Below are 25,736 nucleotides of genomic sequence, written 5' to 3' on the forward strand. Positions count from 1 at the left end.
TTTCACTTGGGTTCTAAGAGTCCAGCTAACGAAAAAATCAACTAGAAAAGGATAAGGACTATGTCACGCCAAACACCGTCACTCTCATTTGAAGTGTTCCCTCCAAACCCAGCCGTGGGTAATGATAAAATTATTTCTGCTCTTCAAGATATGCAGGAGTTGGCTCCCCACTTTATCAGTGTAACTGCCAGCAATAATAAATTTAATATCAAGGAAACGACGGTCCGTTTGGCTGACTTTATCCAAAATGACTTGGCGATTCCGACTATTGCTCACTTGCCAGCCATCTATTTGACTAAGGACAAGGTGGCTGAAACTATTGCCGACTTGGATAAGGTTGGGGTACAGAAAATCTTGGCTCTTCGTGGGGATATTATCCCTGATGTAGAGCCGCAAAAGGATTTCCGCTATGCAACTGACTTAATTGAGTTCATCAAGGAGCAAGCCCCTCACTTTGATATTGTTGGTGCTTGTTATCCAGAAGGCCATCCAGATTCACCAAATCAGATTTCAGATATTCAAAATCTTAAGAAGAAAGTGGATGCAGGCTGTTCGAGCCTCGTAACTCAGCTTTTCTTTGACAATGAGCGCTTTTATGATTTCCAAGACAAGTGCATCTTGGCTGGGATTGATGTTCCCATTCATGCAGGGATTATGCCAATTCTGAATCGAAATCAGGCTCTCCGTCTCTTGAAGACTTGTGAGAATATCCATCTTCCACGCAAATTTAAAGCTATCTTAGACAAGTATGAGCATGACCCTGAGTCGCTCAGAGCAGCAGGACTTGCCTATGCAGTGGACCAAATCGTGGACTTGGTAACTCAGGATGTTGCAGGTGTGCATCTCTACACCATGAACAATGCGGATACAGCAAAATACATCCACCAAGCAACTCATGCCTTGTTTAATCACCAGTCTCTAGGATAATAAAAAGCAAACCATTCTTCTCAGGTGAGGGGAATGGTTCCTTTTTAATGGTAAAGACCGCACTTTTTAAGAAAAATATGATAAAATAGACTCTGTACGTACTTGATACAAAGATGAGGGTATTAAGGTTATAAGGATTTTTTATAGTCGATTAATTTTGAATTAAGATTTGATAATTTGTGTCTATAATAAATACGAACGAAGTGAGTGTTAAAAGATCTTTCACGTTATAGTGGTATCTTAGATAATAACAATGTTATTATCTAAGACGGGATTTTTGAAAGTAAAATAGTTTTGGGAACTATTTTAGCCTGAGCATAGAAATAAAAAGGCGAAGTACTCAAAAATTGACATTGAAATTCTCTGGATTTCTAAAATCATCCACTGGATAATTTTACCTCCAGTCTGCACTATTTCAGGGAAATATCAAAAAGATACTTAATTGAATTTTGGCCTCATTTCTTAGGAAAAAAGATAAGCTTCCTAGCACTCATCGAGTGCGGCGTCACCTTCCTATTTTTCTACAGAAATGTTCGGCAAGCCGAACCGTCCAAAATATCTTGTGTAATTGAACCCGGCCGAAAAGCTGTGTAAAAAAGATAAACTGTCTTGTCTTCATCGAAGACTTCGTCAGTTTCCTATTTTTACTTTGCTTTTGACGTCCTTGGTATCTTGATCTTTGTAGGCAAGACGTATAATATTATCAATCCAAAGGGGATTAAAATGACAAAACAAGTGTTTCAAACGACTTTTGCGGGTCGTGAGTTGATCGTAGAGACTGGTCAGGTTGCTAAGCAAGCAAATGGCTCTGTTGTCGTACGTTACGGTGAGTCAACTGTCTTGACTGCTGCCGTTATGTCTAAGAAGATGGCAACTGGGGATTTCTTCCCACTTCAAGTCAACTACGAAGAAAAAATGTATGCGGCTGGGAAGTTTCCTGGTGGCTTTATGAAACGTGAAGGACGTCCTTCAACAGATGCGACCTTGACAGCGCGTTTGATTGACCGTCCAATCCGTCCAATGTTTGCGGAAGGTTTCCGTAATGAAGTCCAAGTGATTAACACTGTGCTTTCTTATGATGAAAATGCATCTGCACCAATGGTAGCTATGTTTGGTTCATCTTTAGCGCTTTCTATCTCAGACATTCCATTTGACGGACCAATCGCTGGTGTCCAAGTGGGTTATGTGGATGGTCAAATCATCATCAACCCTACGCAAGAACAAGCAGAGCAATCTCTTCTTGAATTGACAGTAGCTGGGACTAAACACGCCATCAACATGGTAGAGTCTGGTGCCAAAGAATTGTCAGAAGAAATCATGTTGGAAGCCCTTCTCAAAGGGCATGAAGCAGTCAAAGAATTGATTGCTTTCCAAGAAGAAATCGTTGCGGCTGTCGGCAAGGAAAAAGCAGAAGTGGAATTGCTTCATGTAGATGTTGAATTGCAGGCAGAAATCATCTCAGCTTACAACAGTGACCTTCAAAAAGCAGTTCAAGTAGAAGAAAAATTGGCTCGTGAAGCTGCAACTCAAGCAGTTAAGGATCAAGTCACAGCCGTTTATGAAGAAAAATATGCGGACCACGAAGAATTTGACCGTATCATGCGTGATGTGGCTGAAATCTTGGAACAAATGGAACACGCTGAAGTGCGCCGTTTGATTACAGAAGATAAGGTGCGTCCTGACGGTCGTAAGGTCGATGAAATCCGTCCTTTGGATGCGGTTGTTGATTTCCTTCCTCGTGTGCACGGTTCAGGTCTCTTTACTCGTGGGCAAACTCAGGCCCTTTCAGTCTTGACCTTGGCTCCGATGGGGGAAACTCAAATCATCGATGGTTTGGATCCAGAGTACAAGAAACGCTTTATGCACCACTATAACTTCCCACAATACTCTGTAGGGGAAACAGGTCGTTACGGTGCGCCAGGTCGTCGTGAAATCGGTCACGGTGCTCTTGGTGAGCGTGCCCTTGCTCAAGTCTTGCCAAGTTTGGAAGAATTCCCATATGCTATCCGATTGGTGGCAGAAGTCTTGGAATCAAATGGTTCTTCTTCTCAAGCTTCTATTTGTGCGGGAACTCTTGCCCTTATGGCTGGTGGTGTGCCAATCAAGGCGCCAGTAGCTGGTATTGCTATGGGACTTATCTCAGATGGAAATAACTATACAGTCTTGACAGATATCCAAGGTTTGGAAGACCACTTTGGAGACATGGACTTTAAGGTTGCAGGTACTCGTGACGGGATTACAGCCCTTCAAATGGATATCAAGATCCAAGGGATTACTGCAGAAATCTTGACAGAAGCTCTTGCCCAAGCCAAGAAAGCGCGTTTTGAAATCCTTGATGTGATTGAAGCAACCATTCCAGAAGTTCGTCCAGAATTGGCTCCAACTGCTCCAAAAATTGATACCATCAAGATTGATGTGGACAAGATCAAGATTGTCATCGGTAAGGGTGGAGAAACCATTGACAAGATTATCGCTGAAACAGGCGTTAAGATTGATATCGATGAAGAAGGAAATGTGTCTATCTACTCTAGCGACCAAGATGCTATTAACCGTGCTAAAGAAATTATTGCTGGTTTGGTTCGTGAAGCTAAGGTGGATGAAGTTTACCGTGCCAAGGTTGTTCGTATCGAGAAATTTGGTGCCTTTGTTAACCTCTTTGATAAGACAGATGCCCTTGTTCATATCTCTGAGATGGCATGGACGCGTACCAATAATGTCGAAGACTTGGTAGCAATCGGTGATGAAGTCGATGTTAAAGTTATCAAGATTGATGAAAAAGGACGTGTAGATGCTTCTATGAAAGCACTTCTTCCTCGTCCACCAAAACCTGAACGTGATGAAAAAGGCGAAAAGTCTGAGAGACCTCACCGCCCACGTCATCACAAGGACCACAAACCTAAGAAAGAATTTACAGAAACACCAAAAGATTCAGAATAAGAAAAGGAGAAATGTATGGGATGGTGGCGCGAAACCATTGATATCGTAAAAGAAAATGATCCAGCGGCCCGCACCACTTTGGAGGTTTTGCTGACTTATCCAGGTGTCAAGGCCTTGGCGGCCCACCGTCTTTCGCATTTTCTCTGGAAGCATGGCTTTAAACTCCTGGCTCGTATGCACAGTCAGTTTTGGCGCTTTTGGACTCAGATTGAGATTCATCCAGGTGCCCAGATTGATTCAGGTGTCTTTATCGACCACGGTTCTGGTCTGGTGATTGGGGAAACAGCGATCGTTGAAAAAGGTGTTCTCCTTTATCACGGAGTGACTCTTGGTGGGACTGGTAAGGATGTTGGCAAACGCCATCCGACCGTTCGTCAGGGTGCCCTTATATCAGCACATGCCCAAGTTATTGGTCCTGTAGAAATTGGTGCAAATGCCAAGGTCGGTGCTGCAGCAGTTGTCGTAGCAGATGTACCTAGTGATGTGACGGTTGTCGGTATTCCGGCCAAGATTGTCCGAGTTCATGGACAGAAGGATGAACCGACGATCCACGAAGTCGAAGAAAAACGAGAGTACTACGTCAATAAACTCGAGCAGGCTAAAGAAGCCAGTCACAGATCGTCTGGGTTGTAGAGGATACCTATATGATTCAAGTAAGAAACAAGTTAAGCCAAGAGGAGTTATCTGAGGCGAAAAAACTAATTAACTGTTGCCAAAACTATGACGGTACCTATCGTGATCCCTATCTCTCTAACATGCTTAATTTTGACCCGAACATGCCCGCCTTTTTCCTTTATTATGAAAAAGGCGAACTTGTTGGTATCTTAACCGTCTATGCAGATGATCAAGATGTAGAAGTGACGATACTGGTTCATCCAGCTCATCGCCGTCAGGGGATTGCGCGTGCATTGTTTACTAGTTTTGAGAGAGAAACAGCTTCTTTCTCTATTTGTTCAGTCACTTTTCAGACAGAGCGTGTTTTTCTAGACCGTCATCCTGATTTTGTTAGCAACTGGGGATTGGTCGAGGATGAAGAGACAGAAACTTGGTTAGGTAAGGATAGGAAATCTTATCCGTTAGAAAAGCTTTCCAATCTTGAAGTTTTGTTAGCAGATAGTTCGTATCAGGAGCAAATTAGTCAGTTGAAATTTCAGGCATTTTCAGAGGAACATGAATCTAGAGAAGTTGTGGATAGATATGTCGCTGAAGCTCTGAAAGATCCAGAAAGTCGCCTATATATTTTGTTAAAAGACGGTCAGGTTATTGGAACTTGCACGGTTGATTTATCGAGCGATACGAATTACTTCTACGGTTTAGCAATGTCTGAACCTGAACGTGGGAAAGGCTATGGGAGCTACTTAGCAAAATCACTTGTCAACCAACTAATTGAGCAAAATGATAAGGAATTTCAGATTGCAGTAGAGGATAGCAACGTCGGTGCCAAACGCTTATATGAAAAAATCGGCTTTGTCAAACAGACACAGGTAGTTTATCTGAATGAGAAAGGAGCAAGGGATTCCGAAGTGTAGAGATATTCGGACTGAAATTCAATTGAACTCTTAGTGATGAAACTAACTGTTCTTGGATTTTGGATTTCCTGACTATGATTTATGATTAAAATCTATGACACTATGTCTCGTGATTTGCGAGAATTTGTCCCAATCGAGGACGGCAAAGTCAAGATGTATGTTTGTGGGCCAACCGTGTACAACTATATCCACGTGGGGAATGCCCGCTCAACAGTGGCTTTTGATACCATTCGTCGCTATTTTGAGTATCGTGGGTACGAGGTTGCCTATATTTCCAATTTTACGGATGTGGATGATAAGATTATCAACCGTGCCAAGGAAGAAGGCATCACGCCTCAGGAGGTTGCGGACAAGTACATCGCTGTCTTTCGTGAGGATGTGACGGCCTTGGGCGTCAAACCTGCGACCCGCCATCCGCGTGTGGTGGAGTTTATGGCTGACATCATCCGTTTTGTGGAAGAGTTGATTGAAAAAGGTTTTGCCTATGAGAGCCAGGGGGATGTTTACTTCCGTGTGGAAAAATCTCACAACTATGCCAAGTTGGCCAATAAAACCTTGGAAGATTTGGAACTAGGTGCTTCAGGTCGTACCGATGAAGAAACAGCTCGTAAGGAAAATCCTGTGGACTTTGCACTATGGAAATCTGCCAAATCAGGTGAGATTTCTTGGGACAGTCCTTGGGGACCTGGTCGTCCGGGCTGGCATATTGAGTGTTCGGTCATGTCGACAGAAATTTTGGGCGATACTATTGATATCCACGGTGGTGGAGCGGACCTTGAGTTTCCTCACCACACCAATGAAATTGCCCAGTCTGAAGCTAAAACAGGCAAGACCTTTGCCAACTACTGGATGCACAATGGCTTTGTCAATATTGACAATGTCAAGATGTCCAAGTCTTTGGGGAACTTTATCACCGTACACGATGCCCTTAAAACTCTTGATGGGCAAGTGCTTCGTTTCTTCTTTGCGACTCAACATTATCGCAAGCCTATCAACTTTACAGAAAAGGCAGTGCGGGATGCAGAGACTAATCTCAAGTATCTAAAGAACACTTACGAACAACCATTTACAGGAAACGTGGATACCCAAGAGTTACAAGCTTTTAAAGACAAGTTTGTAGCAGCTATGGATGAGGATTTCAACTCTGCCAACGGTATCACAGTAGTCTTTGAAATGGCCAAATGGATTAACTCTGGCAATTATGATGCAAGTGTTAAGCAAGCTCTTGCGTCTATGTTGGAAGTCTTTGGGATTGTCTTTGTAGAGGAAGTATTGGATGCAGAGATTGAAGTCTTGATTCAAAAACGTCAAGAAGCGCGTGCCAATCGTGACTTTACGACAGCGGACCAGATCCGTGACCAATTGGCTGCTCAAGGAATTAAGCTCCTTGATACCAAGGATGGAGTGAGGTGGACACGTGATTGATGTCAATCTCATTAACGGGATTGCGCTAGCCTTTGAAGGAGATGCGGTGTATTCTATGTATATTCGCCGTCACCTCATCCTCAAAGGTATGACCAAGCCCAATAAACTCCACCAAGAGGCGACAAAGTATGTCTCAGCCAAGGCTCAGGCTAGCCTGATTTCCCTTATGTTAGAGGAGCAAGTCCTGACGGAAAAAGAAGAGGAAATCTACAAACGTGGCCGCAATACCAATAGTCACACCAAGGCTAAAAATGCTGATGTGGTGACCTACCGTATGTCCACAGGTTTTGAAGCAGTCATGGGCTATCTCCATATGACTGAAAATCTGGAACGGCTTGAGAGCTTGATTTTGTGGTGCATCCAAAAAGTGGAGGGCTAGGATATGATGGCAAAAGAACTACAAGACTGGTTTCCTGAAGCTCAGATTTCAGACCAACCAGTAGAGAAAGAGGGCTATCTCACCCTCCCTTTAGCTTCTCAGCAGTGGATTTTGCTGGAGGAAGCTGGGCTCAGTGAACGTGAAAAGCAGTTGGTTTCCCTTTTGACCCAGCAGGAGCAGGCTCGTTCGCTCAATCCTTGGTATTCTTATCTGGTTGAGGGGAAAGGGCAGGCGCCACAAGCTTTCAAAAAGATTCAGTTGGTTTATTGTCATCTTTCCTATTTTCAGCAGGAAAATCTAGCTTCTTGGCTGGATATGATGCAGACTCTTTTTCCCAACTGTCAGGCGGTGCTTCAGGTCGGAGCTCAGGATTATGTTTTCGTGCTTCAACAAGACAAATACACTTCTGTACGAGCTATTTTAAGTGATACGATTGAAGCGGTTGAGTATGACTTTGGACTTCGTCTCTCTATCATGTTGGGTCAGATTTGGTCTCAGACGGGACATCAAGCCCTATCAGACTTAATCAAAGCGGAGCGCGATTTGTTCAAGACTTGGTGGCGCCAGGGTCACCAAGGTGTTCATACTTTTTCTCAGCTCTATCTTTGGAGTATGGGAGAAAGGCTCGTGGACTTGAAAGTTATTAAAGAATGCTTGCGCCAGATGATTTTGGATCAAGACCAGATTCAGGAAATTATTCTTTCCCTTTGGGAAAACAGTGCTGTTCTAACAAAAACAGCCCAGAAACTCTATCTGCACCGCAATTCTCTCCAATACAAGATTGACAAATGGGAAGAGTTGACAGGGCTTCAGTTGAAGGAGTTGACCGACCTGACCCTGTGTTATCAATTGATTTTACCAGATATTCTCTAAAGTTCTGTGCAAGTTGCACAGAACTTTTTTATTTTTTTGGTCACCTTGCCATAGAAAAGTTAAGCGTTTTCATTTATAATAAAACTATCAAAAGACAAAAGGAGTTCACCTCATGGTAGAATTAAATCTTAAAAATATTTACAAAAAATATCCAAACAGCGAACACTACTCAGTTGAAGATTTCAACTTGAACATCAAAGACAAAGAGTTCATCGTTTTCGTAGGACCTTCAGGATGTGGTAAATCAACTACTCTCCGTATGATTGCAGGTCTTGAAGACATCACAGAAGGTACTGCCTCTATCGATGGCGTGGTTGTCAATGACGTGGCTCCAAAAGACCGTGATATCGCCATGGTATTCCAAAACTACGCTCTTTACCCACACATGACTGTTTATGACAACATGGCTTTCGGTTTGAAATTGCGTAAATACAGCAAGGAAGATATCGATAAACGTGTTCAAGAAGCAGCTGAAATCCTTGGATTGAAAGAATTCTTGGAACGTAAACCTGCTGACCTTTCTGGTGGTCAACGTCAACGTGTTGCCATGGGTCGTGCGATTGTCCGTGATGCAAAAGTATTCTTGATGGACGAACCTTTGTCAAACTTGGATGCTAAACTTCGTGTATCAATGCGTGCTGAAATCGCTAAAATCCACCGTCGTATCGGAGCTACAACTATCTACGTAACTCACGACCAAACAGAAGCGATGACACTTGCAGACCGTATCGTTATCATGTCAGCAACTAAGAACCCTGCTGGTACAGGTACTATCGGACGTGTAGAACAAATCGGTTCTCCTCAAGAAGTTTACAAAAACCCAGTTAACAAATTCGTTGCAGGATTCATCGGAAGCCCAGCAATGAACTTCATCAACGTGAAACTGGTTGGTAGCGAAATTGTTTCAGACGGTTTCCGTTTGAAAGTGCCAGAAGGCGCTTTGAAAGTTCTTCGTGAAAAAGGCTACGAAGGTAAAGAATTGATTTTCGGTATTCGTCCAGAAGACGTGAATGCAGAAGAAGCATTCCTTGAAACATTCCCAGATTCAGTTGTAAAAGCTACTATCTCTGTATCAGAATTGCTTGGTTCAGAATCTCACCTTTACTGCCAAGTTGGTAAAGACGAATTTGTTGCCAAAGTTGATGCTCGTGACTACTTGCAAACAGGCGCAACAGTTGAACTTGGATTTGACTTGAACAAAGCCCACTTCTTCGATGTAGAAACTGAAAGAACAGTTTACTAAGATAAATGAAATGTCAAAACACTGCTAGAAATCTGGCAGTGTTTTTTGCGGTTGAGTAGAAAAAACTCCTGGAAAATTCCAGGAGAGTATGAGTGCTTATTTGAACTTGAATCCTTCGTAAATAAGCTCTGCTTTTGGATTTTGTTTCTTAATCTGTTTGGAGAGTGACTTCATCATAGAAAGAGGACCACACATATAGACGGTTGCCTGTTCGGGTACTTCTTCTTGATCAAAATTAAGATAGCCATCTTTCCTACTGTCGACTAGATGGAGTTCAAAATTAGGATTTTTCTGAGCATAGTCACGAAGCAAATCCAGATAGACTGCATTTTCCTCTCCACGGAAGCTATAGTAGAAGTGAACCTGTTTATCTAAAATAGGATGTTCACGGATGTAAGAGATGAAGGGGGTGATCCCAATGCCTCCAGCAATCCAAACCTGATTTTTTCTTCCTTCTTCTATGATCATGTGTCCGTAAGCTCTGTCTACGCTTGCTTTGCTACCGACTTGAAGATTGTCATAGATATTCTTGGTATGGTCGCCTGAATTTTTGACAGTAAAGTAAAGAGTTTGACCATGACCTCCTGAGATAGAAAAGGGATGCGGGGCACTTTCAAAACCTTCTTGGAAAATCTTTAGGAAGGCAAATTGTCCTGCTTGATAGTTGAAAGGTCTGCTAAGATGGATTTGAATTTCTCTAGTATCGTGATTTAAGCGTTTGAGATTGGTAATTTTCCCTAGATAGGGGAAGGCAATCTTTTGATATAGAAAAATGATATAAAAACCAGCTAGTAAGCCTAAAAGGGCATAGCTACCAACAAGAAAACTTAGAGGATTAAATGTAAGGAGATGATTGCCCATCATCATGTAGACGTGAAAGAGTCCAAAAATATAGGCCAGGTAAACCAGGCGGTGAATCCAGCGCCAAGCTTCGTATTGGATGTATTTGCCTAAATAGGCGACAAGGATGATACTGACAAAGATATAGAGAGCAAGATTGCCAAACTGAGCGGCTAAGCGAGAGCCCCACAAACCGCCCATACTGAAGTTATGAAAGATTAGTAGGATGATGGAGAGAAAGGCTGTGAATTTGTGGACAGTATAGACCTTCTCTAAACCGTGGAACCAGCTTTCTAGTAGGGGGAGACGAGTGGCTAGGATAAAAGTCAGAGATAGGCTTGTTAAAGCTAGTCCTGGAATCATGAATTGGGGAGAAGTGCTCATCCAAGTCAAAATAGTCAAGAGAAAACTAGCTATGATAAAGAGTAGTCCTTTGAGTGATTTCATAAAAAATTCCATTTCATTTAGATTTGATTTGATTTGTTGTAAATGAATTTGTTACATTTTATCATAGAAAAAGTATGGTGTCAAATTGAGATCTATAAATGTTTACTATCATAAAAAAACTCTCCAATTAAACTGGAGAGTGGCTGTTTATACTCAATGAAAATCAAAGAGCAAACTAGGAAGCTAGCCGCAGGCTGCTCAAAACACCGTTTTGAGGTTGTGGATAGAACTGACGAAGTCAGTAACATATATACGGCAAGGTGAAGCTGACGTGGTTTGAAGAGATTTTCGAAGAGTATTATTCTGCAGCTTGTTGCCAACGTTTGGCTAGCATATGAGACAGGCTCGAAATTGCTAGGTTAAAGCTGAAGTAGATGAGGGCAATCAGGATATACAGACTGAAGACTTGCTCTGGTTCGAAATAACGGCCCATGAGAATTTGGCTAGCTCCAAAGAGTTCTTGTAGGGCGATGACAGAGTAGAGAAGACTGGTATCCTTAATCACGGTTACAAACTGAGAAATGATGGCTGGCAGCATTTTACGAATAGCTTGTGGAAGAATGATGTGGTAGAGGATTTGGGCTGAGGTAAATCCTTGCGACATTCCTGCTTCGTACTGTCCCTTGTCCACGGCATTGAGGCCACCTCGGATAATCTCAGCTAGGGCTGCTGATGTAAAGAGGGTAAAGGCAGTAATACCTGCTGGAGTGGATTTCATCTTGAAAACTAAAAAGATAGTGAAAATCCAGAGGAGGTTGGGAACGTTGCGCACAAACTCGATGTAAATGCTGGAGATGATACGCAAGACAGGATTTTTTCCATTTCTCATGACAGCTAGCACCGTACCGATAAGGGTAGAGAGGACGATGGCAATTAGAGAAATGTAGAGGGTCAAGCCAAATCCTTTAAAGATAAAGACTAGGTTATCTGGGGTCAAAACTTCTAAAATGGATTCCATAGTAACCTCCTAAAGTGAATAGGCTTTTTTGTTGGCTTGCTCCATCTTGCGACCAAACTGGGCAACAGGGAAGCATAGAGAGAAGTAGAGCAGGGCAGCGCCTAGAAAGGCTGGGATATAGTTTCCGTTAAGAGCCGACCAAGATTTGGTTACAAACATCAAGTCCACTCCAGAAATGATAGCGACTGTCGAGGTGTTTTTGATGAGGTTAACGATTTGGTTGGTCAAAGGAGGGAGAATGATACGGAAAGCCTGAGGTAAGATAATCAAGCGCATGGCACTGATATAGGTAAAACCTTGTGACAAGGCGGCCTCCATCTGACCGCTAGGAATCGACTGAATACCTGAGCGAATCACCTCAGCGATATAGGCGCCGTGATAGAGTCCTACACAGAGTACAGCTGTCCAATAAATTGGAATCATGATGGTGTGGTCACTGATAAGAGGTAGACCATAAAAAACGATGACAAACTGCACCAAGAGGGGAGTGTTTTGATAAAATTCTACAAAGATACGAGCTAAGATTCGCAAAATCGGACGCTTGCTGGTTGACATGGCTCCAAAGAAGATGCCCAAAACCATGGCTAGGATAAAAGATCCGATAGCTAGGGCAAGGGTGAAGAGGAAACCATTGAAAAATTGTCCAAAATCCTGAAAATAGGCTGTCCAAGATGATAAATCTGTCATGGGGTATCCTCCTTAATCTGCAGTATGGCTAGATGGTTTGAGCTTGTAACGGTCATAAAGTTTTTGCAAACTACCATCCTTGCTCCATTTGGTGACCAAGTTATCAAGATAGTCGTTGAGCTCGGTATTTGATTTCTTGGTAACGATACCGTAGTCAGATGGCTTGAAACTATCATCTAGTAGTTCTGTCCGTTTACTGATGTAGCCAGACAGAATCGAGCGGTCAACGGAAAAGGCATCAATACGGTGAGCGTGTAGGGAAGTAATCAATTCTGGGTAGGAACCAAGTTCGACGAATTTAAACTTCAGGCCTTTCTTTTTACCCAGTTCAGTAATCAGGCGTTGGGTGATGGAACCTTGGGCAACCCCGATGGTTTTACCATTTAGATCCTCAATCTTTTTGATTTTGGCAGATTTGTTGACCAAAAAGCCAGAAGCATCTGTGTAGTAAGGGCTGGTGAAGTTGTAGAGTTTTTTGCGTTCATCCGTGATAGTAAAGGTTGCGATATCCATATCGACCTGTTCATTATCCAGAAGGGGTCCACGAGTTTGTGCGGTAACAGGAACATAGCGAACCTTGACCTTAAGCTCATCAGCTACCATCTTGGCCAAGTCTGTTTCGATACCAGAATAGGTCCCTGTCTTGGGATCCTTGTAGCCGAAATTGGGAACGTCTTGTTTTACACCGACAACCAGCTCGCCTCTCTTTTGAATGTCTGCGACACTGGTATCAGCCTGAACTGGTTTTGCAGCAGCAAGGCCGAAAAGGCTAATCAATAATGCGGATAAAAAGAATTTCTTTTTCATAGGCGCCTCCTTATTTGACTTTGTCACTTTCGTGGTTGATGATTTTGCTGAGGAATTGTTGGGCACGAGGTTCACTTGGATTGTCGAAAAAGTCATCAACATCTGTCGTATCCACCAAAACCTCTCCATCAGCCATAAAGATGATGCGGTCAGCAACTTCACGGGCGAAGCCCATTTCATGGGTCACGATAATCATATTCATACCATCGTGGGCCAATTTTTGCATAACCGCTAGAACATCGCCGATGGTTTCAGGGTCAAGGGCAGATGTTGGTTCATCAAAGAGGAGGAGTTCAGGATGCATAGCGAGTCCACGTGCGATGGCAATCCGTTGTTTTTGTCCACCAGACAGCATGGCTGGATAAGAATCTTTCTTGTCCCACATATTTACAAATTCCAGATATTTTTGGGCTGTTTTTTCAGCTTCTTTTTTATCAATTCCTAGAACTTTTATGGGTGCTAGTGTTACGTTTTCTAACACTGTTTTATGCGGATAGAGGTTAAAATGCTGGAAAACCATGCCTACTTCCTTACGAAGAGGCACCAAATCTTTCTGGCTGGCACCAGCAACTTGGTGACCATTTACGAGAAGGCTTCCCTTGTCAACAGCCTCCAAACCATTGATGGTACGGATCAGAGTGGATTTCCCAGAACCAGATGGTCCGAGTAGGACAACGACTTGTCCTTTTTCAAAACGGAGATTGATGTCGCGGAGTGCGTGGTAGTCTCCGTAATATTTTTCGACGTGTTCAAATTCTACTAAAGCCATAAGGAATCTCCTTTGTGTTAGATTTTATAACATGATTCTACACTAAAAGATTTTTCTTGTCAAATCATATCAGAAAAAAGTTAGTAAAATTTTTGTAGAAAGCAATCTGGATAGAGAAAAAACCTAAATCATGTTATAATGAAGCAATAGAATTCTTAGAAAGAGTGGATGTCTTTTTGATAACACCTACTTATGAATGGCAGTTTGCCCCGCAGGTAGAAGATGCGGATTTTACAAAGATAGCCAAGAAGGCTGGACTGGGTCCTGAGGTGGCTCGGTTATTATTTGAGAGAGGGATTCAGGACCAAGAAAGTCTGAAGAAGTTTTTAGAACCTTCCTTGGAGGACTTGCACGACCCTTATCTGCTCCATGATATGGACAAGGCAGTGGAACGGATTCGTCAGGCCATTGAAGAAGGGGAAAATATCCTCGTTTACGGTGATTATGATGCGGATGGTATGACTTCGGCTTCGATTGTGAAGGAAAGTTTGGAACAGCTTGGTGCTGAGTGCCGTGTTTATTTGCCCAATCGTTTTACCGATGGCTATGGCCCTAATGCCAGTGTCTATAAATACTTTATCGAGCAAGAAGAGATTTCCTTGATTGTGACGGTGGACAATGGGGTTGCGGGTCATGAAGCTATTGAATTGGCCCAGTCTATGGGAGTAGATGTCATTGTGACTGACCACCATTCCATGCCTGAAACCTTACCAGATGCTTATGCTATTGTCCACCCTGAACATCCAGATGCGAACTATCCTTTCAAATATTTGGCTGGTTGTGGAGTGGCTTTCAAGCTGGCTTGTGCCCTTTTGGAAGAAGTACAAGTGGAATTGCTTGATTTGGTTGCTATTGGTACCATTGCAGATATGGTGAGTCTGACAGATGAGAACCGTATCTTGGTTCAGTATGGTCTGGAAGTGTTGGGACATACTCAGCGCATTGGTTTACAAGAAATGCTGGACATGGCTGGGATTGCTGCCAATGAAGTGACAGAAGAGACAGTTGGTTTCCAGATTGCCCCTCGTTTAAATGCCTTGGGGCGCTTGGATGATCCTAATCCTGCCATTGATTTGCTGACTGGGTTTGATGATGAGGAAGCGCATGAGATTGCCCTCATGATTCATCAGAAAAACGAAGAGCGCAAGGAAATCGTTCAGTCTATCTATGAAGAAGCCAAGACCATGGTGAATCCTGAGAAGAAGGTCCAAGTCTTGGCCAAGGAAGGCTGGAATCCTGGGGTTCTGGGTATCGTGGCTGGTCGTTTGTTGGAAGAATTGGGACAGACAGTCATGGTTCTCAATATAGAGGACGGTCGTGCCAAGGGTAGTGCTCGTAGTGTGGAAGCAGTCGATATTTTTGAGGCTCTGGATCCCCATCGAGACCTCTTTATCGCCTTTGGTGGCCATGCTGGCGCAGCAGGAATGACGCTGGAAGTGGAGAAACTCTCAGATTTGTCTCAGATTTTGGAAGATTATGTCCGTGAAAAAGGAGCAGATGCTGTTGGCAAGAACAAGTTAAATCTAGATGAAGAACTGGATTTGGAGACACTTAGCTTGGAAACGGTCAAAAGTTTTGAACGTTTGGCACCTTTTGGCATGGACAATCAGAAACCTGTCTTTTATATAAAGGATATTCAGGTCGAAAGTGCCCGTACTATGGGGGCAGGCAATGCTCATCTCAAGTTGAAAATTTCCAAAGGTGAGGCGAGTTTTGAAGTGGTGGCATTCGGTCAAGGTAGATGGGCAACAGAATTTGCTCAAACCAAGAATCTAGAGTTGGCAGTCAAATTGTCTGTCAACCAATGGAATGGCCAAACTGCTCTCCAGTTGATGATGGTGGATGCGCGGGTGGAGGGTGTTCAACTCTTTAACATTCGTGGGAAAAATGCAGTCTTGCCAGAGGGGATTCCAGTCTTGGATTTTGCTGGAGAACTGCCAGATTTAGCGACTAGTGAAGCTGTTGTCGTAAAAACTATTCCTGAAGATATTACTCAGCTGAAGACCATTTTTCAGGAACAGAATTTCTCTGCTGTCTATTTCAAAAATGATATTGACAAGGCCTACTATCTGACGGGGTATGGGACTAGAGAGCAGTTTGCTAAATTGTACAAGACCATCTACCAGTTCCCAGAGTTTGATATTCGCTACAAGCTGAAAGATTTGGCTGCTTATCTCAATATTCAACAAATCTTGCTGGTCAAGATGATTCAAGTGTTTGAAGAGCTAGGCTTTGTGACGATTAAAGATGGTGTGATGACAGTTAATAAAGAGGCACCAAAGCGGGAAATCGGAGAAAGTCAGATTTACCAGAATCTCAAACAAACCGTCAAAGACCAAGAAATGATGGCGCTGGGTACCGTGCAAGAAATTTATGACTTTTTAATGGAAAAAGAGTAGATGATAGGAAAGAGTTGGGCAACCAGCTCTTTTTTGAAAACAAATCTTCATTTTGAAAATCATTAAAAAAATGGTATAATGGTAAGAAAAGATTCGGCTAATACTCAATGAAAATCAGAGAGCAAACTAGGAAGCTAGCCGCAGGTTGCTCAAAGCACTGCTTTGAGGTTGTAGATAAGACTGACGAAGTCAGCTCAAAACACTGTTTTGAGGTTGTGGATAGAACTGACGAAGTCAGTAACCATACCTACGGCAAGGCGAAGCTGACGTGGTTTGAATTTGATTTTCGAAGAGTATAAAAGTAATAGTGCTTTTAGAATAAGAGGGTAAGTAACCCTATAATCAAGATAAACTAAGATTTTGGAGGAAAAATGAGTAATATTAGTTTAACAACACTTGGTGGTGTACGTGAAAATGGGAAAAATATGTACATTGCTGAAATTGGAGAGTCCATTTTTGTTTTGAATGTAGGGTTAAAATATCCCGAAAATGAACAATTAGGGGTCGATGTGGTGATTCCAAAGATGGACTACCTTTTTGAAAATAAAGATCGAATTGCTGGGGTATTTTTAACTCACGGACATGCAGATGCTATTGGTGCTCTGCCTTATCTCTTGGCTGAAGCCAAGGTACCTGTATTTGGCTCTGAGTTGACCATTGAGTTGGCCAAACTCTTTGTCAAAGGAAATGACGCAGTCAAGAAATTTAATGATTTTCATGTTATTGATGAAGATACAGAGATTGATTTTGGTGGGACAGTGGTTTCATTCTTCCCTACGACTTACTCCGTTCCAGAGAGCCTGGGAATTGTCTTGAAGACAGCTGAAGGTAGCATCGTTTATACAGGTGACTTCAAATTTGACCAGACAGCTAGTGAATCCTATGCGACAGACTTTGCTCGTTTGGCAGAAATCGGTCGTGACGGCGTCCTGGCTCTCCTCAGTGATTCGGCCAATGCGGACAGCAATATTCAGGTGGCTAGCGAAAGTGAAGTTAGGGATGAAATTACCCAAACCATTGCTGACTGGGAAGGTCGTATCATCGTTGCAGCTGTTTCCAGTAACCTCTCTCGTATCCAGCAGATTTTTGACGCTGCGGATAAAACAGGTCGACGTATCGTCTTGACAGGATTTGATATTGAAAATATCGTCCGCACAGCGATTCGTCTCAAGAAGTTGTCTTTAGCCAACGAAATTCTCTTGATTAAGCCTAAAGATATGTCTCGCTTTGAAGACCATGAGTTGATTATCCTTGAGACAGGTCGTATGGGTGAACCTATCAATGGACTTCGTAAGATGTCGATTGGTCGCCATCGTTATGTAGAAATCAAGGATGGGGACCTGGTCTATATTGCTACGGCTCCGTCTATTGCTAAAGAAGCCTTCGTTGCGCGTGTGGAAAATATGATTTATCAGGCAGGAGGGGTTGTCAAATTGATTACCCAAAGTTTACATGTATCAGGGCACGGAAATGCGCGTGATTTGCAGTTGATGATCAATCTCTTGCAACCCAAGTATCTCTTCCCGATTCAAGGGGAATACCGTGAGTTGGATGCCCATGCTAAGGCTGCTATGGCAGTTGGGATGTTGCCAGAACGCATCTTCATTCCTAAAAAGGGGACGACCATGTCTTACGAAAATGGAGACTTTGTTCCAGCTGGATCGGTTTCAGCAGGGGATGTCTTGATTGACGGGAATGCCATTGGTGATGTTGGAAATGTGGTTCTTCGTGACCGTAAGGTCTTGTCAGAGGATGGTATTTTCATCGTCGCAATTACCGTTAACCGTCGTGAGAAGAAAATCGTGGCCAAGGCTCGTGTTCACACGCGTGGATTTGTTTATCTCAAGAAGAGTCGCGATATTCTCCGTGAAAGTTCAGAATTGATTAACCAAACGGTAGAAGACTATCTTCAAGGAGATGACTTTGACTGGGCAGATCTTAAAGGGAAGGTTCGTGATAATCTGACCAAGTATCTCTTTGACCAAACCAAGCGTCGTCCAGCTATTTTACCAGTAGTCATGGAAGCAAAATAATCGTTGAAATAAACAGAGAGAAAGTCGAATTTCGGCTTTTTCTTATAGAAAAATAGAGGAAAAATATGGCAGTAATGAAAATCGAGTATTACTCACAAGTTTTGGATATGGAGTGGGGAGTGAATGTCCTCTATCCTGATGCTAATCGAGTGGAAGAACCAGAGTGTAAAGATATTCCCGTCTTGTACCTTTTGCATGGGATGTCTGGCAACCATAATAGCTGGCTCAAGCGGACCAACGTAGAACGCTTGCTTCGAGGAACCAATCTCATCGTTGTTATGCCCAATACCAGCAACGGTTGGTATACCGATACCCAGTATGGTTTTGACTATTACACAGCTCTAGCAGAGGAATTGCCACAGGTTTTGAAACGCTTCTTCCCTAATATGACTAGCAAGCGTGAAAAGACCTTTATCGCTGGTCTCTCTATGGGAGGTTACGGCTGTTTCAAACTGGCTCTTGCTACAAATCGTTTTTCTCATGCAGCTAGTTTTTCAGGTGCTCTCAGCTTTCAAGATTTTTCTCCTGAAAGCCAAAATCTGGGGACACCAGCTTACTGGAGAGGTGTTTTTGGGGAGATTAAAGATTGGACAGCTAGCCCCTATTCTCTTGAAAGTCTGGCTAAAAAATCGGATAAAAAGACCAAGCTTTGGGCTTGGTGTGGCGAGCAGGATTTCTTGTACGAAGCTAATAATCTCGCAGTGAAAAATCTCAAAAAACTAGGTTTTGATGTGACCTATAGCCATAGTGCTGGAACTCACGAGTGGTATTATTGGGAAAAACAATTGGAACGGTTCTTAGCAACTCTGCCAATCGATTTCAAATTAGAAGAGAGATTGTCATAATTTAGCTTTCTTTCAGCTTGTTTTAGTAAAATAGACTTTATTTGCTAGAAAGGTGGAGGGAAATGCGCTGGATTTTTCGTTTGATAGGGGCTTTCTTTTCTTTTGTGTGGCGTTTGTTTTGGCGTCTAGTTTGGATAGCTTTTCTTTTGTGTGCTTTTGCTTTTGGACTTCTCTGGTATCTGAACGGTGATTTTCAAGGAGCGCTAAAGCAAGCAGAACGGTCAGTCAAGATTGGTCAACAAAGTATCGACCAATGGGGAAAAACAGGGCAACTGCCTAAGTTAAATCAGACAGATAGCCATCAACACTCTGAAGGAAGGTGGCCACAGGCTTCAGCTCGTATTTACCTAGATACGCAGATGGATTCACGCTTTCAAGAAGCTTATGTAGAAGCGATTCAGAATTGGAATCAAACGGGTGCTTTTAACTTTGAAATCGTGACTGAGACTAGTAAGGCGGATATCCTGGCTACGGAGATGAATGACGGAGGTACTCCTGTGGCAGGAGAGGCAGAAAGTCAGACCAATCTTTTAACGGGGCAATTCTTGTCTGTCACGGTACGGTTGAATCACTATTATCTGTCCAATCCTGGCTATGGCTATTCCTATGAGCGCATTGTCCATACGGCAGAACATGAGTTGGGGCATGCGATTGGCTTGGACCATACAGATGAAAAGTCTGTCATGCAACCAGCAGGTTCCTTTTATGGTATCCAGAAAGAGGATGTTGAAAGACTTCGAAAATTATATGAGACCAATGAGTAGGGGACTATCTTTCCCTACTTTTTTGCTATAATGGAACTATGAATAACTTGATTAAATCAAAACTAGAGCTCTTGCCAACCAGCCCTGGTTGCTACATTCACAAGGATAAAAACGGCACCATTATCTATGTAGGAAAGGCTAAAAATCTGCGTAACCGCGTGAGATCTTATTTCCGCGGAAGTCATGATACCAAAACAGAGGCCTTGGTGTCTGAAATTGTGGATTTTGAATTTATCGTTACGGAGTCCAATATTGAGGCACTTCTCCTAGAAATCAATCTGATCAAGGAAAACAAGCCCAAGTACAATATCATGCTCAAGGATGATAAGTCTTATCCTTTCATCAAAATCACCAATGAACGCTATCCTCGTTTGATTATTACCCGTCAGGTCAAGAAGGACGGAGGTCTCTACTTTGGTCCCTATCCAGATGTGGGGGCAGCCAATGAAATCAAGCGGTTGCTGGATCGAATTTTCCCTTTTCGTAAGTGTACCAATCCACCGTCTAAGGTCTGTTTTTACTACCATATCGGCCAATGTATGGCCCACACCATCTGTAAGAAAGATGAGGCTTATTTCAAGTCTATGGCTCAGGAGGTTTCTGATTTCCTAAAAGGACAGGATGACAAAATCATCGATGACCTAAAGGGCAAGATGGCAAAGGCAGCTCAAAGTATGGAGTTTGAACGTGCGGCGGAATACCGTGACCTGATTCAAGCTATTGGAACGCTTCGGACCAAGCAACGGGTCATGGCTAAGGATCTCCAAAACCGCGATGTTTTTGGCTACTATGTCGATAAGGGCTGGATGTGTGTTCAGGTTTTCTTTGTTCGTCAGGGCAAGCTTATTGAGCGTGATGTCAATCTTTTCCCTTACTACAATGATCCAGATGAGGACTTCTTGACCTATGTGGGACAATTTTATCAAGAAAAATCCCACCTGGTTCCCAATGAGGTATTGATTCCGCAGGATATCGATGAAGAAGCTGTCAAGGCCTTGGTAGATACCAAGATTCTTAAGCCCAAACGTGGAGAGAAAAAGCAGCTGGTCAATTTGGCTATAAAGAATGCCCGTGTCAGTCTAGAGCAGAAATTCAACCTGCTGGAGAAATCTGTCGAAAAGACCCAAGGGGCTATTGAAAATCTAGGACGCTTGCTTCAAATCCCGACTCCAGTTCGCATTGAGTCCTTTGATAACTCCAATATCATGGGAACTAGTCCTGTTTCAGCCATGGTTGTATTTGTCAACGGCAAACCAAGTAAAAAAGATTATCGTAAGTACAAGATAAAAACGGTTGTTGGATCAGATGACTATGCTAGTATGCGTGAGGTTATCCGCAGACGTTATGGCCGAGTACAACGTGAGGCTTTGACTCCGCCAGATTTGATTGTCATTGATGGGGGGCAAGGTCAAGTCAATATTGCCAAGCAGGTCATTCAAGAGGAGCTGGGCTTGGATATTCCAATTGCAGGTTTGCAAAAGAACGACAAGCACCAAACCCATGAATTGCTCTTTGGAGATCCGCTTGAGGTGGTGGAGTTGTCTCGCAATTCTCAGGAATTTTTCCTCCTCCAACGCATTCAAGATGAGGTGCACCGCTTTGCCATTACTTTCCACCGCCAACTGCGCTCCAAAAATTCTTTCTCATCTCAATTGGATGGGATTGAAGGTCTGGGACCAAAACGCAAGCAAAATCTCATGAAGCATTTCAAGTCTCTAACCAAAATCAAGGAAGCCAGTGTAGATGAAATCGTTGAAGTTGGAGTGCCAAGAACAGTCGCAGAAGCAGTTCAGAGGAAGTTGAATCCGCAGGAAGAAGTGGAGTTGGCTCAAGTTGCGGAAGTGAGTGTAGATTATCAAACGGAAGGAAATCACAATGAAACATAAAATCGCAATTTTATCAGATATTCATGGCAATGCGACGGCGCTAGAAGCAGTGATTGCAGATGCTAAAAATCAAGGAGTCAGTGAATACTGGCTTCTGGGAGATGTTTTTCTTCCTGGTCCAGGCGCAAATGACTTGGTCGCCCTGCTAAAGGCCCTTCCTATCACAGCAAGTGTTCGAGGCAATTGGGATGATTGTGTCCTTGAGGCTTTAGATGGGCAATATGGTTTGGAAGATCCGCAAGAAATCCAGTTAATGCGCATGACCCAGTTTTTGATGGAGCGAATGGATCCTGAAATGTTCGTTTGGCTACGAAGCTTACCTTTGCTGGAAAAGAAAGAAGTTGACGGACTGCGCTTTTCTCTCTCACATAATTTACCTGACAAAAATTATGGTGGAGACCTACTGGTTGGGAATGATACAGATAAATTTGACCAACTGCTAGATGCGGAAACCGATGTGGCAATCTACGGTCATGTTCACAAGCAGTTGCTTCGTTATGGCAGTCAAGGGCAACAAATCATCAATCCAGGTTCGATTGGCATGCCCTATTTTGATTGGGAGATGTTAAAAAATCACCGTGCCCAGTATGCCGTGATAGAAGTTGAAGATGGGGAATTGGTAAATATCCAATTTCGTAAAGTCGCTTATGATTACGAGGCTGAGTTAGAATTGGCCAAGTCCAAGGGACTTCCCTTTATCGAAATGTATGAAGAGCTACGTCGTGAAGATAACTATCAGGGGCACAATCTGGAACTCTTAGCAAGCTTAATAGAAAAGCATGGGTATGTAGAGGATGTGAAGAATTTCTTGGAGGCTATAAAGTCAGAATATTAGATGGACTAGTTTCTTTAAGCAACTGAAAATTAATTGGAACTGGATGAGGGGCTTCCTTATTTAAATGATTTTCTTCATTCGGTTGCTTATCCTTGTTCCAATTTCTTTCTATGAAAAATCCCTGCAAGCTCTTTCAAATTATGGTAGAATGGAAGCAGTAGAATTAGAAAAGGAAATCGATTATGAAATTTCTTGAATTAAATAAAAAACGTCATGCGACCAAGCATTTCACTGATAAGCCAGTGGATCCCAAAGATGTGCGTACGGCTATCGAAATTGCAACCTTGGCTCCAAGTGCCCACAACAGCCAGCCTTGGAAATTTGTGGTGGTTCGTGAGAAAAATGCCGAACTGGCAAAATTGGCTTATGGTTCCAACTTTGAGCAGGTATCATCAGCGCCTGTAACTATTGCCCTGTTTATGGATACAGACCTTGCCAAACGCGCTCGCAAGATCGCCCGTGTCGGTGGGGCAAAGAATTTCTCAGAAGAACAACTACAATACTTCATGAAAAATTTGCCTGCTGAATTTGCACGTTACAATGAACAACAGGTCAGCGACTACCTAGCCCTCAATGCAGGTTTGGTTGCCATGAACTTGATTCTCGCTCTTACAGACCAAGGAATCGGATCAAATCTTATCCTTGGTTTTGACAAATCAAAAGTCAATGAGGTTTTGGAAATTGAAGACCGTTTCCGCCCAGAACTTTTGATTACAGTGGGTTACACAGACGAAAAATTGGAACCAAGCTACCGCTTGCCAGTAGATGAAATCATCGAGAAAAGATAGGAAGAAGAAAAAAATGACAGCAATTGATTTTACAGCAGAAGTAGAAAAACGCAAAGAAGACCTCTTGGCTGACTTGTTTAGCCTTTTGGAAATCAACTCAGAACGTGATGATAGCAAGGTTGATGCTGAGCATCCATTTGGACCTGGGCCGGTAAAAGCCTTGGAAAAATTCCTTGAAATCGCAGACCGCGATGGCTACCCAACTAAAAATGTTGATAACTACGCAGGACATTTTGAGTTTGGTGATGGCGAAGAAGTTCTCGGAATCTTTGCCCATATGGACGTGGTGCCAGCTGGTAGCGGTTGGGACACAGACCCTTACACACCAACTATCAAAGATGGTCGTCTCTATGCGCGTGGGGCTTCAGATGATAAGGGACCTACAACAGCTTGTTACTATGGCTTGAAAATCATCAAAGAATTAGGCCTTCCAACTTCTAAGAAAGTCCGCTTTATCGTCGGAACAGACGAAGAATCAGGCTGGGCAGACATGGACTACTACTTCGAGCACGTAGGACTTGCAAAACCAGACTTCGGTTTCTCTCCTGATGCTGAGTTCCCTATCATCAATGGTGAAAAAGGAAATATCACGGAATACCTCCACTTTGCAGGAGAAAATACAGGTGCAGCACGTCTTCACAGCTTTACAGGTGGTTTACGTGAAAATATGGTACCTGAATCAGCAACAGCAGTCGTTTCAGGTGATTTGGCTGACTTGCAAGCTAAACTAGACACCTTTGTTGCAGAACACAAACTCAGAGGAGAAATTCAAGAAGAAGCTGGCCAATACAAGGTGACGATCATTGGTAAATCAGCCCACGGTGCTATGCCTGCTTCAGGTGTCAATGGTGCGACTTACCTAGCCCTCTTCCTTAGCCAGTTTGACTTTGCTGGTCCAGCCAAAGACTACCTTGACATCGCTGGTAAGATTCTCTTGAATGACCATGAGGGTGAAAATCTCAAGATTGCTCATGTGGATGAAAAGATGGGTGCCCTTTCTATGAATGCCGGCGTCTTTCGCTTTGACGAAACAAGCGCTGATAATACCATTGCCCTCAACATCCGCTATCCAAAAGGAACAAGTCCAGAGCAAATCAAGTCAATCCTTGAAAACTTGCCAGTTGCTTCTGTTAGCCTTTCTGAACACGGTCATACCCCTCACTATGTGCCAATGGAAGATCCACTTGTGCAAACCTTGTTGAATGTTTATGAAAAACAAACTGGTCTTAAAGGTCACGAGCAAGTCATCGGTGGTGGAACCTTTGGTCGCTTGCTAGAACGAGGTGTTGCCTATGGTGCCATGTTCCCAGACTCAATTGACACCATGCACCAAGCCAATGAATTTATCGCCTTGGATGATCTCTTCCGAGCAGCAGCAATCTATGCCGAAGCTATTTACGAATTGATCAAATAAAACGATAGAAGTCTGAGATTGTATGCTTAGACTTCTTTTTGGAGGGAAAGTAGATGTCTCAAATTGAAAGAATCAAGCAGGCTATTATGGCAGATCCGCAGAATGCTACCTATACAGAGCGCGGCATTGAGCCTCTCTTTGCAGCGCCAAAGACTGCTCGCATCAATATCATCGGTCAAGCGCCTGGTCTTAAAACTCAAGAAGCAGGCCTTTACTGGAAGGACAAAAGTGGTGATCGTTTGCGGGACTGGCTAGGTGTGGATGAAGATACCTTTTACAATTCAGGATATTTTGCTGTTTTGCCTATGGATTTCTACTTTCCAGGGCATGGCAAGTCAGGTGATCTGCCACCGAGAACTGGCTTTGCAGAAAAATGGCATCCGCAGCTCTTGCAAGAATTGCCCGATATTCAGTTGACCCTCTTAATTGGGCAATATGCCCAGGCCTACTATTTACAGGAGAAAGTCAGTAGCAAGGTGACAGAACGGGTAAAACATTACCAGAACTACTTGCCAACCTATTTTCCACTGGTACACCCCTCACCGCGAAATCAAATCTGGATGGCCAAAAATCCTTGGTTTGAGTCAGAAGTGGTGCCAGAGTTGAAAAAAAGAATTAAAACTATTTTAGGAGAAAAAGAATGAAAGAAATTTCTTTTGACGCATTTTACCAGCTTTACCAAAACGACCAACTTTCTTTAGTGGACGTGAGAGAAGTGGATGAGTTTGAAGCTCGTCATTTAGAAGGTGCTCAGAATCTTCCTCTGAGTCAATTAGCCGATATCTATGATCAGTTGGACAAGGATCAGTTACATTATGTTATTTGTAAATCTGGAATGAGATCGGCGCGTGCTTGCCAATTCTTATCAGAACAAGGTTATGAGGTTATCAATGTACAAGGTGGCATGATGGCCTTTGAAGAACTGTAAACATTAGAATTTTCTCCTACTTG

At 43.0% G+C, this 25,736-nt stretch carries 24 protein-coding genes; 19 read left to right on the plus strand and 5 right to left on the minus strand.

Annotation, left to right across the window (positions count from 1 at the left end; translation table 11 throughout):
• Positions 1–60 precede the first annotated feature (60 nt).
• From metF to RWO85_RS02210, 8 genes are all read left to right on the plus strand, one after another.
• Positions 61–927 carry a methylenetetrahydrofolate reductase [NAD(P)H] gene (gene metF, locus RWO85_RS02175; protein ID WP_314413712.1) on the plus strand — a complete coding sequence of 289 codons (867 nt, stop codon included), beginning with the start codon at positions 61–63 and terminating at the stop codon, positions 925–927.
• A gap of 723 nt (positions 928–1,650) precedes the next feature.
• Entirely contained in the window at positions 1,651–3,864 is a 2,214-nt protein-coding gene (pnp, locus tag RWO85_RS02180; protein WP_314413713.1) for a polyribonucleotide nucleotidyltransferase, read from the plus strand.
• A 15-nt stretch (positions 3,865–3,879) separates the two neighbouring features.
• Positions 3,880–4,497: a serine O-acetyltransferase gene (cysE, locus tag RWO85_RS02185; RefSeq protein ID WP_125852122.1), complete on the plus strand. Its 618-nt coding sequence runs from the start codon at positions 3,880–3,882 to the stop codon at positions 4,495–4,497.
• 11 nt (positions 4,498–4,508) lie between these two features.
• Positions 4,509–5,393, plus strand: coding sequence for a GNAT family N-acetyltransferase (locus RWO85_RS02190; protein ID WP_314413714.1), 885 nt, complete (start codon positions 4,509–4,511; stop codon positions 5,391–5,393).
• An 81-nt stretch (positions 5,394–5,474) separates the two neighbouring features.
• A complete protein-coding gene (gene cysS, locus RWO85_RS02195) occupies positions 5,475–6,818 on the plus strand; it encodes a cysteine--tRNA ligase (protein WP_314413715.1) in 1,344 nt (447 codons plus the stop codon).
• Complete coding sequence (locus RWO85_RS02200) at positions 6,811–7,197, plus strand: Mini-ribonuclease 3 (protein WP_314413716.1); 387 nt, start codon at positions 6,811–6,813, stop codon at positions 7,195–7,197. The genes cysS and RWO85_RS02200 overlap by 8 nt, the downstream gene beginning before the upstream one ends.
• Positions 7,198–7,200: 3 nt before the next feature.
• Complete coding sequence (locus RWO85_RS02205) at positions 7,201–8,070, plus strand: PucR family transcriptional regulator (protein WP_314413717.1); 870 nt, start codon at positions 7,201–7,203, stop codon at positions 8,068–8,070.
• Between the two features lie 112 nt (positions 8,071–8,182).
• Positions 8,183–9,313, plus strand: coding sequence for an ABC transporter ATP-binding protein (locus RWO85_RS02210; protein ID WP_000229956.1), 1,131 nt, complete (start codon positions 8,183–8,185; stop codon positions 9,311–9,313).
• Positions 9,314–9,409: 96 nt separating this feature from the next.
• Here RWO85_RS02210 and RWO85_RS02215 read toward each other — a convergent pair whose 3' ends face one another.
• From RWO85_RS02215 to RWO85_RS02235, 5 genes are all read right to left on the minus strand, one after another.
• Complete coding sequence (locus RWO85_RS02215; RefSeq protein ID WP_314413718.1) at positions 9,410–10,600, minus strand: oxidoreductase; 1,191 nt, start codon at positions 10,598–10,600, stop codon at positions 9,410–9,412.
• Between the two features lie 298 nt (positions 10,601–10,898).
• Positions 10,899–11,558 carry an amino acid ABC transporter permease gene (locus RWO85_RS02220; protein WP_000443889.1) on the minus strand — a complete coding sequence of 220 codons (660 nt, stop codon included), beginning with the start codon at positions 11,556–11,558 and terminating at the stop codon, positions 10,899–10,901.
• A 9-nt stretch (positions 11,559–11,567) separates the two neighbouring features.
• On the minus strand, positions 11,568–12,245 hold the full coding sequence (locus RWO85_RS02225) for an amino acid ABC transporter permease (protein WP_000131145.1): 678 nt from the start codon (positions 12,243–12,245) through the stop codon (positions 11,568–11,570).
• Between the two features lie 12 nt (positions 12,246–12,257).
• Positions 12,258–13,052, minus strand: coding sequence for a transporter substrate-binding domain-containing protein (locus RWO85_RS02230; RefSeq protein WP_247953267.1), 795 nt, complete (start codon positions 13,050–13,052; stop codon positions 12,258–12,260).
• Positions 13,053–13,062: 10 nt separating this feature from the next.
• Positions 13,063–13,821 carry an amino acid ABC transporter ATP-binding protein gene (locus RWO85_RS02235; protein WP_001229568.1) on the minus strand — a complete coding sequence of 253 codons (759 nt, stop codon included), beginning with the start codon at positions 13,819–13,821 and terminating at the stop codon, positions 13,063–13,065.
• Positions 13,822–13,997: 176 nt separating this feature from the next.
• Here RWO85_RS02235 and recJ point away from each other — a divergent pair, with 176 nt between their 5' ends.
• From recJ to RWO85_RS02290, 11 genes are all read left to right on the plus strand, one after another.
• Complete coding sequence (gene recJ / locus RWO85_RS02240; RefSeq protein ID WP_314413719.1) at positions 13,998–16,220, plus strand: single-stranded-DNA-specific exonuclease RecJ; 2,223 nt, start codon at positions 13,998–14,000, stop codon at positions 16,218–16,220.
• 107 nt (positions 16,221–16,327) lie between these two features.
• Positions 16,328–16,519 carry a hypothetical protein gene (locus RWO85_RS02245; protein ID WP_314413721.1) on the plus strand — a complete coding sequence of 64 codons (192 nt, stop codon included), beginning with the start codon at positions 16,328–16,330 and terminating at the stop codon, positions 16,517–16,519.
• A 72-nt stretch (positions 16,520–16,591) separates the two neighbouring features.
• Positions 16,592–18,253, plus strand: coding sequence for a ribonuclease J (locus RWO85_RS02250; RefSeq protein ID WP_314413722.1), 1,662 nt, complete (start codon positions 16,592–16,594; stop codon positions 18,251–18,253).
• A 65-nt stretch (positions 18,254–18,318) separates the two neighbouring features.
• Entirely contained in the window at positions 18,319–19,098 is a 780-nt protein-coding gene (locus RWO85_RS02255) for an alpha/beta hydrolase family protein (protein WP_124787823.1), read from the plus strand.
• Between the two features lie 62 nt (positions 19,099–19,160).
• Positions 19,161–19,862 carry a M57 family metalloprotease gene (locus RWO85_RS02260; RefSeq protein WP_124787822.1) on the plus strand — a complete coding sequence of 234 codons (702 nt, stop codon included), beginning with the start codon at positions 19,161–19,163 and terminating at the stop codon, positions 19,860–19,862.
• Positions 19,863–19,900: 38 nt separating this feature from the next.
• Positions 19,901–21,748, plus strand: a complete 1,848-nt coding sequence (uvrC, locus tag RWO85_RS02265; protein ID WP_314413724.1) for an excinuclease ABC subunit UvrC — start codon at positions 19,901–19,903, stop codon at positions 21,746–21,748.
• Positions 21,738–22,583, plus strand: coding sequence for a metallophosphoesterase family protein (locus RWO85_RS02270; protein ID WP_314413725.1), 846 nt, complete (start codon positions 21,738–21,740; stop codon positions 22,581–22,583). Before uvrC ends, RWO85_RS02270 begins: the two co-directional genes overlap by 11 nt.
• A 182-nt stretch (positions 22,584–22,765) precedes the next feature.
• Complete coding sequence (locus RWO85_RS02275; protein WP_314413726.1) at positions 22,766–23,371, plus strand: nitroreductase family protein; 606 nt, start codon at positions 22,766–22,768, stop codon at positions 23,369–23,371.
• A gap of 13 nt (positions 23,372–23,384) precedes the next feature.
• Complete coding sequence (gene pepV, locus RWO85_RS02280; protein ID WP_314413727.1) at positions 23,385–24,785, plus strand: dipeptidase PepV; 1,401 nt, start codon at positions 23,385–23,387, stop codon at positions 24,783–24,785.
• Positions 24,786–24,838: 53 nt separating this feature from the next.
• The gene (locus RWO85_RS02285) at positions 24,839–25,429 is read left to right on the plus strand and encodes a uracil-DNA glycosylase family protein (protein WP_314413730.1); all 591 of its coding nucleotides are present in this window, start codon (positions 24,839–24,841) and stop codon (positions 25,427–25,429) included.
• A complete protein-coding gene (locus tag RWO85_RS02290; protein WP_314413731.1) occupies positions 25,426–25,713 on the plus strand; it encodes a rhodanese-like domain-containing protein in 288 nt (95 codons plus the stop codon). The genes RWO85_RS02285 and RWO85_RS02290 overlap by 4 nt, the downstream gene beginning before the upstream one ends.
• Positions 25,714–25,736: the final 23 nt, after the last annotated feature.

It is taken from the genome of uncultured Streptococcus sp. (genome assembly GCF_963521865.1).
GTDB lineage: Bacteria > Bacillota > Bacilli > Lactobacillales > Streptococcaceae > Streptococcus.

Excerpts from the sequence above, each read along its gene's own strand:
- cysE (WP_125852122.1), top strand. The coding sequence starts at position 3,880 with ATGGGATGGTGGCGCGAAACCATTGATATCGTAAAAGAAAATGATCCA.
- RWO85_RS02230 (WP_247953267.1), bottom strand. The coding sequence starts at position 13,052 with ATGAAAAAGAAATTCTTTTTATCCGCATTATTGATTAGCCTTTTCGGC.
- RWO85_RS02205 (WP_314413717.1), top strand. The coding sequence starts at position 7,201 with ATGATGGCAAAAGAACTACAAGACTGGTTTCCTGAAGCTCAGATTTCA.
- RWO85_RS02250 (WP_314413722.1), top strand. The coding sequence starts at position 16,592 with ATGAGTAATATTAGTTTAACAACACTTGGTGGTGTACGTGAAAATGGG.
- RWO85_RS02260 (WP_124787822.1), top strand. The coding sequence starts at position 19,161 with ATGCGCTGGATTTTTCGTTTGATAGGGGCTTTCTTTTCTTTTGTGTGG.
- RWO85_RS02225 (WP_000131145.1), bottom strand. The coding sequence starts at position 12,245 with ATGACAGATTTATCATCTTGGACAGCCTATTTTCAGGATTTTGGACAA.
- RWO85_RS02235 (WP_001229568.1), bottom strand. The coding sequence starts at position 13,821 with ATGGCTTTAGTAGAATTTGAACACGTCGAAAAATATTACGGAGACTAC.
- RWO85_RS02215 (WP_314413718.1), bottom strand. The coding sequence starts at position 10,600 with ATGAAATCACTCAAAGGACTACTCTTTATCATAGCTAGTTTTCTCTTG.
- RWO85_RS02245 (WP_314413721.1), top strand. The coding sequence starts at position 16,328 with ATGAAAATCAGAGAGCAAACTAGGAAGCTAGCCGCAGGTTGCTCAAAG.
- pepV (WP_314413727.1), top strand. The coding sequence starts at position 23,385 with ATGACAGCAATTGATTTTACAGCAGAAGTAGAAAAACGCAAAGAAGAC.
- uvrC (WP_314413724.1), top strand. The coding sequence starts at position 19,901 with ATGAATAACTTGATTAAATCAAAACTAGAGCTCTTGCCAACCAGCCCT.
- RWO85_RS02285 (WP_314413730.1), top strand. The coding sequence starts at position 24,839 with ATGTCTCAAATTGAAAGAATCAAGCAGGCTATTATGGCAGATCCGCAG.
- RWO85_RS02255 (WP_124787823.1), top strand. The coding sequence starts at position 18,319 with ATGGCAGTAATGAAAATCGAGTATTACTCACAAGTTTTGGATATGGAG.
- RWO85_RS02210 (WP_000229956.1), top strand. The coding sequence starts at position 8,183 with ATGGTAGAATTAAATCTTAAAAATATTTACAAAAAATATCCAAACAGC.
- RWO85_RS02290 (WP_314413731.1), top strand. The coding sequence starts at position 25,426 with ATGAAAGAAATTTCTTTTGACGCATTTTACCAGCTTTACCAAAACGAC.
- RWO85_RS02270 (WP_314413725.1), top strand. The coding sequence starts at position 21,738 with ATGAAACATAAAATCGCAATTTTATCAGATATTCATGGCAATGCGACG.
- cysS (WP_314413715.1), top strand. The coding sequence starts at position 5,475 with ATGATTAAAATCTATGACACTATGTCTCGTGATTTGCGAGAATTTGTC.
- pnp (WP_314413713.1), top strand. The coding sequence starts at position 1,651 with ATGACAAAACAAGTGTTTCAAACGACTTTTGCGGGTCGTGAGTTGATC.
- RWO85_RS02275 (WP_314413726.1), top strand. The coding sequence starts at position 22,766 with ATGAAATTTCTTGAATTAAATAAAAAACGTCATGCGACCAAGCATTTC.
- metF (WP_314413712.1), top strand. The coding sequence starts at position 61 with ATGTCACGCCAAACACCGTCACTCTCATTTGAAGTGTTCCCTCCAAAC.
- RWO85_RS02220 (WP_000443889.1), bottom strand. The coding sequence starts at position 11,558 with ATGGAATCCATTTTAGAAGTTTTGACCCCAGATAACCTAGTCTTTATC.
- RWO85_RS02190 (WP_314413714.1), top strand. The coding sequence starts at position 4,509 with ATGATTCAAGTAAGAAACAAGTTAAGCCAAGAGGAGTTATCTGAGGCG.